This window comes from Bradyrhizobium uaiense (assembly GCF_010811875.1).
Classification (GTDB): Bacteria; Pseudomonadota; Alphaproteobacteria; order Rhizobiales; family Xanthobacteraceae; genus Bradyrhizobium; species Bradyrhizobium uaiense.
Map to the genome: position 1 here is coordinate 1 of NZ_VKHP01000278.1, position 11,231 is coordinate 11,231.

The following is an 11,231-nucleotide window of genomic DNA, read 5'->3' on the forward strand; positions in this document are numbered from 1 at the left end:
GAGCGAAGCAAATGGGGGCGCGCAGTGCGGGAAATCCGCATGCTGCGTGCGACGTGGAGGGGGCTGGAAACGTGGCAAGGTCGAGAGACCTGTTGGCGCGCCAGTCCTCGACCCTACCGGAGAGCGGCCGAGGGCGAGACTCCCTCGGCCTACTCGACAATACTTCTGCGGCGAGTTGAGCTTCTGCCACCGGCTGCCGTTCGATCGATCGTCGATGACGCGCTGGCGGCAGCGGTTCGGCGAAGAGCAGCTCGTCAAAGTGATCTAGGAAAGTCTGTCGCACAGGACTGGTGTTCACGCGGCGCCGTCAACGCAAGCTGACGATCCGCGGTTTGTACCGAATCCAGCGCCACCGAAGACGAGCTTGCGGCCGAGAGAGCTGTCGCCAGGACAACGACTGTGCGCGGATTTACGCGCACGCGCCCCGAACGCAATACCTTCCCTGATCATCTTCCCCGCGAGCGCGTGGTGATCGATTCGCCAACGACGTGTGAATGCTGCGGCGGCAATCGCCTGCGCAAGCTTGGTGAGGATGTGACCCGAACCCTGGAATCAGTACCGCGCCAGTGGAAAGTGGTCGAGACGGTGCGGGAAAAGTTCACCTGCCGGGACTGCGAGAAAATCAGTCAGGCACCGGCGCCATTCCATGTGATTCCGCGAGGATGGGCGGGGCCGAGCCTGCTGGCCATGCTACTCTATGAGAAGTTCGGCCAGCATCAGCCTCTGAACCGGCAGACTGAGCGTTACGCGCTGGAGGGCGTGCCCGTCAGTCTGTCGACCGCAGCCGACGCTGTTGGGGCTTGCTGCACGGTATTGGAGCCGCTATCGCGCCTGTTGGAAGAACACGTCATGGCAGCTGAACGCCTCCACGGCGACGACACCACCGTGCCCGTGTTGGCCTTGGGCAAGTGCGATGTCGCTCGATGCTGGGTCTATGTGAAGGACGACCGCCCCTTCGGCGGTTCAGATCCGCCGGCAGCAATGTTTTATTACTCGCGCGATCGAAGGGGCGAGCATCCGCAGGCGCATCTGACCAACTATAGCGGCATCCTGCAGGCCGACGCCTTCGGTGGATACACCAAACTCTACGAGCCCCAACGAAGTCCTGGGCCTATCAGGGAAGCGGCCTGTTGGGTCCATGCCCGGCGGCCGTTCTTCGCGATGGCGGATCTTGAGGAGAACGCGCGGCGCAAAGCGGCCGGAAAGCAGGAGATCGTCATCTCGCCCGTCGCCATGGAGATCGTGCGCCGCATCGACGCTCTGTTCGAGATAGAGCGCTCTATCAATGGCCAAAGCGCCGATCACCGAAGAGCTGTTCGCCAGGCGCAGAGCGCGCCGCTGGTCGCCGATCTGGAAGCCTATATGCGCGAGCAGTGCGCCAAGCTCACCCGCGGTCACGATCTGGCCAAGGCCATGAACTACATGTTCAAGCGCTGGACCTCCTTCACCCGCTTCCTCGACGATGGCCGCGTCTGCCTCTCGAACAATGCAGCCGAAAGAGCGCTGCGCGGCATCGCATTGGGCAGAAAGTCGTGGTTATTCTGTGGGTCCGACCGCGGAGGACGCCGAGCCGCCGCCATGTATAGCCTCATCGTCTCTGCCAAGATGAACGACGTCGATCCTCTGGCCTGGCTCGCCGATGTACTCGCTCGCATCGCCACCCACTCCGCCCACAGGCTCGATGAGCTGCTGCCCTGGAACTGGAAGACAGCGCAACAGCAAGGCCTTGCGGCACAGGCGGCTTGATGGGACACGTCAACAAGGTCAGCCACGTGTTCACTCTCAGCCATGTCGCTGAGATGCTCGGCGAAGACGAGGAATGGCTGTTCGAGGTCGCCGAAGAAATGGACACCGAGGATGGCCAGCTATGGGTCGTCGGCGTCGGTGAAGACGGGGTGATGGCGTTCACCGATGACGGGATCGAGAACCTCAAAGAGCTGATCGCAATCCACAAGGACGCTCCTTGGATCATTGAAGAACGCCGCCAGGTACTCGCGGCGATCGTTAAGCCGAAGGCCGAAAAGCCCGAGGTTTAGCCGCTAAACCAGCCCGCCCGCGGCCTACGCCGCATGCTTACGGATAAGGACGCGTCCGCGCCTCGTGACATTGAGCGAGTCTTCTCGACATAGCCGATGAAGAGCATCGGTGGCTTTGCACCGATGCCTACATATCTATCGGCGTTCTCAGGGATTCAGCAGATCGAGGACATACCTGACGGTGAGCTCCGTCGTGGGAATGAGATGATCATCGGAGACGCCGAATGTTGGCGTATGCACCAATGACTCGTTGCCGGCTGCACGGGTACCGATCCAGAACTACATCGACGGTACGCATGCCGCGTAGAAGCCAAAGTCGTCGCTGCCAGCTGCTCGCTTTTTCGTGGTCAAGGTTTCGCCGCCGAGCGTCTCATGAGCGACTTGCCGGAAGCGTCTCACCATTTCAGCATCGTTGATGACGGGGGGCTCGCCTGTGCGGACGATGCATTCGGCCGGACCACGATGCATGTTAGCGACGCCTTCGAAGCGAGTTTTTCCGATCTTTGCGTCCACGCTCGCCGGAATCGCGCGTGAAAACCGGGCAAGGCGACGCATTAATGCGAGTTGCAGTCCGCCATGCGGTGAGAGCGGTTTCCTGTGCCATCCTTCCCAAGCGTAAATCTGCATCGTATCCGAGCCTGCGCCCATAGTGGAGTAATCCAGCAGATGGTTCCCCGGCTAGTGCTTTCCGATGATGATCTCAGTTGGGGCGGCCCCGCAGCAGGGTTTGGGATTGGCGCTGTGGGCGCAGAGATAGTCCCTAAGTTGAGGCGCGCTTCGTCAGAGTGGCGGACAACCTCCAACGACCTTGAGCAAGGACGCGGCGGTCTGGTCGAAGCGGATGTGGCCGGCGCATGACTGGATCGATTTCGTGGCGAAGTGAATCACGCGCCGGCGAAAGCTTCTTTCTCTGTGCGTGTGCTCAAGGTGTTCGAGAAGAGTTTCTGAGCTAGACATTCGCCCTGGCATACGGGCGCCGCACTGGCTTTACGCTGTTTTGCGATCGCCTTCAGTCGTACTTGCCGCCGCAAGCCCCCAACCTATTTGGCACGACGACGGTCCCAATGCCAGCACCTTGCTAAGTGGGCATCTACGATTGTCTTTGCGTCTCCATGGGACGGTTCGCCTGTCAGATCAATGCAGAGTTACTCGCACAAAAGGACCGAAATCCGAAAGAAACGCGCAGGATTTCCGCAGCGAATTGCGACAGTGCGCCAAAATGCGCCTGCTAGCGACTGGTAAACTTAGACAAAGAGTGGCGACGCAGGTCGTTGGACTACGCGTTGCCAGACAAGCGGAAAAGCCTGGGCATTTCCCGGGTCCGGCATTGAGGCAAATCGCTTAGGTACTGCTTCCTGGTGCCGGATCAAACCGGACGAGTTTAAGTTGACGCGGCTCGTTAGATTGCAACCAACAGAAATGGGAGAGCACCAATGAACACACAGCCATTCTCAAAAGTGTCACGCCGTTCCTTTCTCGCCTGCGCGGCCGGAGGGGTTGCGGCGCCGATGATCCTGAAGGCGTCGCGCGCCTTTGCTACCTCTGATACTGTCACGTTGACATCGACTGGCGGCAGTTACCAAGAAAGTTTAACAAAGACGGTGCTAAACCCATTCACGGAGGAGACAGGAATCAAGGTCAATATCGTGCCCATCCATGAGATGGCAAAAATCAAGGCACAGTTGCTGACCGGCAATATCGAATGGGATGTTGTAAATTTGGGTGGCCCGGATGCTGCATTTGGTTCGAAGCAAGGCTATTGGGAAAAGCTTGATCCATCTATGTTCGATGTCGCCGATTTGGTAATCCCACCTACCAGCGACATCGTCACGGCTCAGATGTTTGCTCAAGGAATAGCTTGGGACCCCAAGAAGTTTGGACCTGGAAAGCATCCATCGAATTTTGCCGAGTTCTTCGACATAACAATGTTTCCAGGTCGGCGTGCTCTGCGCCCCGACGCCCCTAGTACGCTGGAGGCAGCACTGCTCGCCGACGGCGTGGCGCCAAAGGACATCTATCCTCTGGATGTGGATCGCGCCTTCAAGGTGCTCGAGCGAATCAAGCCAAGCATTGCCGTGTGGACCGCTACCACCACTCAATCCATCTCGCTCTTACAAACAGGCGAGATCGATTTTAGCATGACCTACAGTAATCGGGTCAAAGCAACGATGGAGCCCGGCGGTGGGAAACCGATGGCATTCTCCTTGGACCAAGTGTTGATATTCGCTGATCAGTTTGTAGTGGTCAAGGGCGCGCCGAACAAAGAAAACGGGATGAGGTTGTTGGCTTACATGTTGCGCCCGGAAGTTCAAGCGCGGCTGGAGGAGGCCGTTGGTCTAATACCGGTATCCATGAAAGCCGGCGCAATGTTGTCGGAAGCGGCGCGCAAGTGGCAACCAAATCTCCGCGATCCCAAGAACTTGGTGATCAATAACGCGTACTGGTCAGATAACCACGAGAGGGTTCAGTCTCGTTTCAAGGAATGGATTCAGACCTGATGTGTCCCTACCCCAGCAAGAGACGCGTCTGTCTGGCCTGTCCCCTGGATAAACTGCGTTTGTCTCTAAGGAAGATCCTTATGAACCGGAGGAGCAGATTGGTGCGCAAGTGAACCTCCTCGGAATGAGTGAACACCTGTAGTAGGCTCGAAGAGCCGGGGGGTATCGAGTGGAAGGACGTCAACGCCGATCGTTTATGGGGGACTACAAGCGCTAGGCCGCTGAGCTGGTGGTGTCGAATGGTCGTTCGATCACATCGGTTGCCAAGGAGCTCGGTCTGCGCGACTCGGTGCTGCGGCGCTGGGTTGACAAGTTCCGGCAGGAGCCGACATCGGCGGCGCGGCGCCCCACCACGCAGGCGACCGCCGATGTCGGCGGACCAAGCTGCAGAGATTGCCCCGCTGCGCCTTGAGAATGAGCGGCTGCGCATGGAGCGCGATATTCTAAAAAACTGTCGCGATCTTTGCCGGAACCCGGACATGAGCTTCCGCTTCATTGAGGATCACCGCGACGCCTATCCGGTACGGCTGATGTGCGCTGTGCTCGAGGTCTCGCCAGCTGGCTATTATGCTTGGCGAGCCCCGGTGAGCCCCCGTGCAACCGTCAATTCCGTGCTCCTGTCGTAAGCGCTGTTCCGAACACACGGGTTCGAGACGTTAGCTGATCTCTATGTTTTTCGTTTGTGGTGGGCTGCCAGCCGTTCCGCTTCAGCTAGTGCCGCAGTCTTGGTTTTAAACGGACCAACGTCGTGTTCTTGCGTGTCGGGCAGCCAAGCAGGCAAGAACCACCAACCACCCGGGCGGTAACTCGTGCTGTTTCTGATCGACCCGATGTGTTCGGCTGTAAACCAACCGGGATCTACCCCGTCCTGTTGCCACAAGATGTTCTTGTCGCTCATCGGCACGCCTCAAGAATGTCGGTTCGTCGATTTTCTTCGCTCAGGCCGGATTCTAGCCGTTTCCGCAGGCCCATGGCAACAAACTGTCGAGTTGGCGGTTCGGGTGACCGTTGACGATCCTGGTGAGCACATCGGTGATCTAGGCCAGCGGATCAATGTGATTCAGCTTACAGGTTTATGCCGCCCGCCGAACTATGCCGAGTCGGGTCGTTTTCCCCAGATTTCTAGCTGACCGGCGTTTGGTCGGTTCGGCATAGTTCGTTCTGTTCCTCCGCTTTCAACAGCGGAGAACAGGAAGATGGAAGTTGAAGAGTACTTGGGCAGAAGCCGGCTGTACCGGCGTCTTAGAAGCGGGCCGTACGGACGGCTAGAGCGTTTCACGTTTTAATAGAAGCGTATCCTGCGTTTTCGAAGTAGTTGCCGCATTCGTTGGGCTGGATGGTCGTGATGAGGCTGCCGATATGGCGGCAAATGTCGTCGATGGTGCGCTTCTGGGCGGAACGCATCCAGTGCTTGATCTTGGCGAAGGTTTGTTCGATCGGATTGAGGTCTGGGGAGTATGGCGGCAGGTACCAGAGCCTGGCGCCGGCGGCTTTAATCAAGCTGCGCAAGGCAGCCGACTTGTGGCTGCCGAGATTGTCCATGATCACGATGTCGCCCGGCTGAAGCTGCGGGACGAGAACCTGCTGAACATAGGCGCGGAAGCATTCGCCGTTGATCGGGCCGTCGAACAGGCAAGGTGCAGTGAGGCGGTCACAGCGTAAGGCGCCCAGGAATGTCAGCGTCCGCCAATGACCATGTGGCGTGAAGCTCCGCACCCGCGCGCCTTTTGGTCCCCATCCGCGCAGTGGGGCCATGTTGGTCTTGATCCAGGGGTGAGTAGGCCGGGGGATTTTCACCCCCGGCCTCTCGCAGAACGGTGCGTGAGCCTCTCGGTTCACACCGCTCCCATCAGGTGAACGTGGTCGTCCCGAACAACTGCCAGTGTACGAACAGCTCCGCATTATTCCGAGCCAGCTTTCGCAAGAACAGCGAAGCACCGGTTTTGTGGAGCCGGAAGCGTTTGTACTTTCGCATGATCCACGCCCTCAGCTTCTGATTGACGTAGTCGACCAGAGAGAACAGCGCCGAACGACTGAACCGGCCGTAATAACCTATCCACCCCCGGAGGAGCGGATTGATCTGTTGGGCGATCTCAGCCAGCGTCCCCGGCGTTTGCCGAGGAATGTGCAAGCTTCGGATCGTCGCTCGCATGGCCTTCAAAGCTGTCGGACTAACCGCCGGGGTGTACCCACAAAAGAACTCCTTCCGCTGTGACGTTGCCACCTGCCGCGGCCTGAACTGATATCCGAGGAAGTCAAACTTGATCCTCGGATACCTTCGCCGACGCCTGTTGTCCTTGCAGTAAACGATCTGCGTCTTCGTCGGATGCATCTGAAGTCCACACACTTCCAGCCTCGCTTGAAGCTGCGCCTTAATGGCTTCTGCTTCTTGCTCGGTCCGGCAGTGCACCAGTCCGTCGTCGGCATACCGACACCAAGGAAGGTCGGGATGTGTCCGCGCCATCCAGAGATCAAACGTATAATGCAGGAACAGATTGGCCAGTATTGGGCTGATCACGCCCCCTTGCGGGGTTCCGCAGATCCGCTCAACGAGCTTCCCGTCCTTTTCCATTGATGCCGTCAGCCATCTTTCGATGTAGAGCAGCGCCCATTTGCATTTCACGTGTCTCCGGACCGCCTTCAGCAGAAGATCATGCGGGAGATTGTCAAACAGTCCTTTGATGTCGAACTCCAGGACCCAATCATATTTCCAGCACCGCTGACGCGTGACGCCCACGGCGTCCAGAGCCGATTTTCCTGGCCTGTAACCGTAAGAGTCCGGCAGGAAGATGGATTCCAGTTCCGGCTCAATCATCTGTTTGACCACCATCTGCGCGATCCGATCGCTGATAGTGGGCACACCTAAAGTCCTTTCGCCGCCCGTCTTCTTTGGAATGGAGACGGCGAGCACCGGAGGTGGAAAGTACGCCCCCGACGACATCCGATTCCAGATCTTGTAGAGATTCCCTGCAAGGTCTTTCTCGAACATCTCGAAGGTCTGTCCGTCCACTCCAGCCGCTCCGCGATTGGATTTGACCGCCTTGTACGCTTCGTACACTCGCCGCTTCTCAATCGAGAACGGCTTGTTTATCGCACTGTTCGAAGTCATCCTGTTTCCAGTTGGTCCAAGAGTACGACTACCTGACCCGATCCCTTTGCTCCGTCCCCATTACAGGGCCCTCAACGCTCCTACGGATCGGTCCGCCCCAGTCTCTTGCAACGGTACTCTCGCCTCGCGGTTGGCACCGCTTGCGCTTCTCCCTTGGCATCAAGAGCCTGGTTCCTGCAGTTCCACGCGAAAGCCTGTGTCCGACTCACGCCCCCTCTACGCCGGTCGCCGCCCGCCCAGTCGTCAGGCATCTGGCGGACTTGTCCCAGGATGACGAGACGGTCCTGGTTTTGACGACACTTGAATTCATAACGACGCGTCTTCGGAGGGTTCACTTTCGTTCGTCTTTCGGACACTCACCTGCTCGGTATATTCCGAACTTCTGATCCGACGCTCACCACCACAGCTCTTTACCGCAGCAGCTCGGATTGGTTTGAGACCCGCCCCTGAAAGCTGATCTCGGGGGGCCCGCCCCCATCTTTCCCGCAGCTTCACCATCGGTCTTAGTTCATGTTGAACTCCTTCCGCTGTCTGCAGCACACTCTCGTCGATAAAGACCAGGCGTCGGGGATCGAGATTGGCCTGCCATGAACGCCAGCGCTGGCGTCTACGCGCGATGTCTGCGCGAGCTCGCTCGAGGGCGAGCAGCGTTTTTTTGAACCGCAGCCCTTCGCGTCGCAGAAATAGCCAAACCGCATTGTGGGAGACCTTGATCCCGCGCGCGGCAAGCTCGTCCTTGAGGGCGTGAAGCGTCAAATGCGGCGTCTGACCGATCCGTTCCATGATGAAGGCGCGATGCGGCTCAAGTACGGGTTTGCGATGGCCGCCCATCTTGCCGGGCGCCACCGAGCCGGTCGCTCGATAACGCTGCGACCACTTCACAACTGACGACACCGCAACCCCAAACCGCGACGCCACCGAACGGCAGCTCTCGCCCTTTGCAACTGCCGCAACCGCACGCTTACGCAGATCGTTGGAAATTGGTCGGACCATCGGATGCTGGCCTCCAGCCCAGCCAGCATCTTGAATCATATTCGCCCGAAACCGGGAATCCCTTCCGATTCAATCAAGCCGTGAACCGCTCTAGTCGAGCGCTACGCCGCTCGTCTCGTCGAAGAGAGGCTCGTTCGGCACGGCACGTGGCGTTGCCTCAACGTGGTTGGCGGGCTCCTGAGTTGGATCGCAGGCCGTCGCTACAAGCTGTTCGATCTCGATGAGCAGGTCGTTGAGCGGTACCTCCGACAACAAGGCGGGAGGCAGTCTATCCAACCCGGTGACCGGGCCGCGCTCAAGCGATGGTGTTAGCGCTGCGCGAGGAAGTCGCGATCGCGCCGTTGGTGCTGCCGCCTCTCACCCCGCACGAACGGATCTTCAAGGAGTTCGATGCCTACCTGCGATCAGAGCGCGGCTTGGCCCCGAGGTCCATCGTACGCCATCTCCCGGTCATCCGCAGGTTTTTGCACGAGGTGTGCTCCGGCGGCGTCGCCGCCCTGTGCAAGATCAACCAAGAGGACGTGATCCGCTACATTGAGCGCCACGCCCAGGATTGGAGCCCGGGAACAGGAAAGGCGATGTGCTGGTCGTTGCGCGCCTTTATCCGTTACCTTCACCATCGGGGGCTGAACGCGCGCCCGTTGGCGGATTGCGTTCCATCGATCCGGCGATGGAAGCTCGCAACTCTGCCGACCTATCTGCCTGCCGCACAGGTGCGGAAGGCTCTCGACGGTTGCGACCGAAAGACGGTGATGGGACGGCGCGACTACGCCATTCTGTTGTTGCTGGCCAAGCCCGGTCTGCGGGCCGATGAGGTCGCGACGCTCACCCTCGATGATATCGACTGGCGCGCCAGCGAGATACTCGTTCGCGCCAAGGGCCGACAGCGTGCACGGATGCCGATACCGCCAGACGTTGCCGCAGCCATCGTTGCATATCTGCGCAGTGGCCGCCCAAAGTCGTCGTGCCAACGGTTGTTCGTCCGCACACTCGCGCCGCACATCGGGTTTGCTTCCGGATGTGCGATCACCATGATCGCCAAGGCCGCCCTCGATCGCGTTGGAATCGACGGTTGCGCACACCGCGGTGCCCATATCTTCCAACACAGTCTCGCTAGCGCGCTTCTCCGATCTGGCGCGACCTTGTCGGAGATCGGACAGTTGCTGCGGCACGAGAACCACGACACTACCCGGATTTACGCGAAGGTCGATATCGATGCGTTGAGAACATTGAGCCTGCCCTGGCCGGGAGGCGTGCAATGACCAATCTGCGCGCCGCACTCGATAAGTACCTGAGCATGCGCAAGGGGTTTGGATACAAGTACGAGCACCAGACCCGTCGGCTCGCCGACTTCGTCGTCTTCATGGAGAAGCGCAAAGCCAGGATCATCACGACGAAGCTGGCAATGGAATGGGCAACGCTGCCGCCCGATCGTCATGCATCATCCTGGGCGCTGCGATTGAGCGACGTGCGCGGGTTCGCGCACCATGTCGCCAACTTTGATCCGAGAACGGAGGTACCGCCCGTCGGCATGCTGCCCGGATGGAAGCGCGCCAAGCCCTATGTCTACAGCGACGCGGAGACCGATGCGTTGCTGACGGCAGCGCGGCTCTGCCGCCAGCGGGCGGGCTGCGCCGATGGACCTACCATACCCTGTTCGGGCTGATCGCGGTGACGGGGATGCGTATATCCGAGGCGATGGGCCTGGAACGTGATGACGTCGACCTCGACGCCGGCGTGCTGACGGTGCGGCTGACCAAGTTCGGCAAGTCGCGGCTCGTGCCATTGCATCCGACGACGAGAACCGCGTTGCGCGACTACGCCCACCGGCGCGACGCGATGCTCGGATCACGCTGCGGCTCGACCTTCTTCGTTGCCGAACAGGGAGGCCGCTTGCTGCACCAGTACGTTCATCGCGTCTTCTGGCGATTGTCCCGAGAGATCGGGCTGCGGCGCCCGGGTGATCGTACCAGGCCACGCGTCCACGACTTTCGTCATCGCTTCGCCATCCGGACGCTGCTCAACTGGTATCGCGAAGGCAAGGACGTCGAGCAGCAACTCCCAGTGCTCTCCACTTACCTCGGCCACGCCTGCGTGCGTGATACCTACTGGTATCTCTCGGCCTGCCCCGAGTTGATGGAAGAAGCGGCGCGGCGTCTCGATCGGCGGTGGGAGGTGACGCCATGAAGCCCGCCTGCAATGTCGCCACGTTGACCGAGCGCTTCTTCACCGAGCGCCTCATGCGCCAGCGCAATGTTAGCGGCAACACGATCGCCTCCTACAGGGACACGTTCCGGCTGCTGTTCATGTTCGCACAGGTGCTGACCTGCCCCTGAGAATATCCTCCAGAAGGAGTTAGAGTCCGGCCTGACGAAGGACGGACAGATGAAGCGAGCAAGGTTCACGGAAGAGCAGATCATTGCGGTGCTGAAGGAGCATGAGGCCGGAGCGAAGACGGCCGATCTGGCGCGGAAGCACGGCATCTCTGAAGCGACGTTTTACAACTGGAAGGCCAAATACGGCGGGATGGACGTGTCCGAGGCCAGGCGGCTGAAGGCACTGGAAGATGAGAACGCCAAACTGAAGAAGCTCCTG

Annotated in this window: 11 protein-coding genes and 5 pseudogenes; 10 read left to right on the plus strand and 6 right to left on the minus strand. The window is 59.5% G+C overall.

Features of this window, described 5'->3' with window-relative positions; all coding sequences use genetic code 11:
- Positions 1-339 precede the first annotated feature (339 nt).
- Positions 340-1,746, plus strand: a pseudogene (gene tnpC, locus FNJ47_RS39940) (IS66 family transposase); the annotation flags it as partial.
- On the plus strand, positions 1,746-2,036 hold the full coding sequence (locus tag FNJ47_RS39945) for a hypothetical protein (RefSeq protein ID WP_141340084.1): 291 nt from the start codon (positions 1,746-1,748) through the stop codon (positions 2,034-2,036). The pseudogene tnpC and the gene FNJ47_RS39945, both read left to right, overlap by 1 nt.
- 279 nt (positions 2,037-2,315) lie before the next feature.
- Here the strand turns inward: FNJ47_RS39945 and FNJ47_RS39950 are convergent, their stop codons facing one another.
- Positions 2,316-2,663 carry a M20/M25/M40 family metallo-hydrolase gene (locus FNJ47_RS39950; protein WP_163161486.1) on the minus strand — a complete coding sequence of 116 codons (348 nt, stop codon included), beginning with the start codon at positions 2,661-2,663 and terminating at the stop codon, positions 2,316-2,318.
- A gap of 806 nt (positions 2,664-3,469) precedes the next feature.
- On the opposite strand from FNJ47_RS39950, the gene FNJ47_RS39955 reads away from it, so the two are divergent.
- The 3 genes from FNJ47_RS39955 (at position 3,470) to FNJ47_RS39965 (ending at position 5,160) form a co-directional block, all read left to right on the plus strand.
- Positions 3,470-4,534: an ABC transporter substrate-binding protein gene (locus FNJ47_RS39955; RefSeq protein ID WP_163161488.1), complete on the plus strand. Its 1,065-nt coding sequence runs from the start codon at positions 3,470-3,472 to the stop codon at positions 4,532-4,534.
- A 229-nt stretch (positions 4,535-4,763) separates the two neighbouring features.
- Positions 4,764-4,946 (plus strand): transposase, encoded by a 183-nt coding sequence (locus FNJ47_RS54870; protein ID WP_430649463.1) that lies wholly within the window; start codon positions 4,764-4,766, stop codon positions 4,944-4,946.
- A complete protein-coding gene (locus tag FNJ47_RS39965; RefSeq protein ID WP_163161492.1) occupies positions 4,903-5,160 on the plus strand; it encodes a hypothetical protein in 258 nt (85 codons plus the stop codon). Before FNJ47_RS54870 ends, FNJ47_RS39965 begins: the two co-directional genes overlap by 44 nt.
- 41 nt (positions 5,161-5,201) lie before the next feature.
- Here FNJ47_RS39965 and FNJ47_RS39970 read toward each other — a convergent pair whose 3' ends face one another.
- From FNJ47_RS39970 to FNJ47_RS39985, 5 genes and pseudogenes are all read right to left on the minus strand, one after another.
- On the minus strand, positions 5,202-5,432 hold the full coding sequence (locus tag FNJ47_RS39970; RefSeq protein ID WP_163161494.1) for a hypothetical protein: 231 nt from the start codon (positions 5,430-5,432) through the stop codon (positions 5,202-5,204).
- Positions 5,433-5,484: 52 nt separating this feature from the next.
- Positions 5,485-5,607: pseudogene (locus tag FNJ47_RS51835) on the minus strand (transposase domain-containing protein); the annotation flags it as partial.
- Between the two features lie 202 nt (positions 5,608-5,809).
- Positions 5,810-6,304, minus strand: a pseudogene (locus FNJ47_RS39975) (IS630 family transposase); the annotation flags it as partial.
- 79 nt (positions 6,305-6,383) lie between these two features.
- Positions 6,384-7,643, minus strand: coding sequence for a group II intron reverse transcriptase/maturase (ltrA, locus tag FNJ47_RS39980; RefSeq protein WP_163161496.1), 1,260 nt, complete (start codon positions 7,641-7,643; stop codon positions 6,384-6,386).
- A 528-nt stretch (positions 7,644-8,171) separates the two neighbouring features.
- A pseudogene (locus FNJ47_RS39985) lies at positions 8,172-8,636 on the minus strand (helix-turn-helix domain-containing protein); the annotation flags it as partial.
- Between the two features lie 302 nt (positions 8,637-8,938).
- Between FNJ47_RS39985 and FNJ47_RS39990 the strand changes: the two are divergent.
- The 5 genes and pseudogenes from FNJ47_RS39990 to FNJ47_RS40005 form a co-directional block, all read left to right on the plus strand.
- The gene (locus FNJ47_RS39990; protein WP_163161498.1) at positions 8,939-9,898 is read left to right on the plus strand and encodes a tyrosine-type recombinase/integrase; all 960 of its coding nucleotides are present in this window, start codon (positions 8,939-8,941) and stop codon (positions 9,896-9,898) included.
- Positions 9,895-10,302, plus strand: coding sequence for a hypothetical protein (locus FNJ47_RS51840; RefSeq protein ID WP_236000361.1), 408 nt, complete (start codon positions 9,895-9,897; stop codon positions 10,300-10,302). The genes FNJ47_RS39990 and FNJ47_RS51840 overlap by 4 nt, the downstream gene beginning before the upstream one ends.
- 14 nt (positions 10,303-10,316) lie before the next feature.
- Positions 10,317-10,823, plus strand: coding sequence for a tyrosine-type recombinase/integrase (locus tag FNJ47_RS51845; RefSeq protein WP_236000363.1), 507 nt, complete (start codon positions 10,317-10,319; stop codon positions 10,821-10,823).
- A pseudogene (locus FNJ47_RS40000) lies at positions 10,820-10,954 on the plus strand (integrase); the annotation flags it as partial. The gene FNJ47_RS51845 and the pseudogene FNJ47_RS40000, both read left to right, overlap by 4 nt.
- A gap of 67 nt (positions 10,955-11,021) precedes the next feature.
- On the plus strand, positions 11,022-11,231 hold a 210-nt coding region (locus FNJ47_RS40005; protein ID WP_163161500.1), incomplete at its 3' end, for a transposase.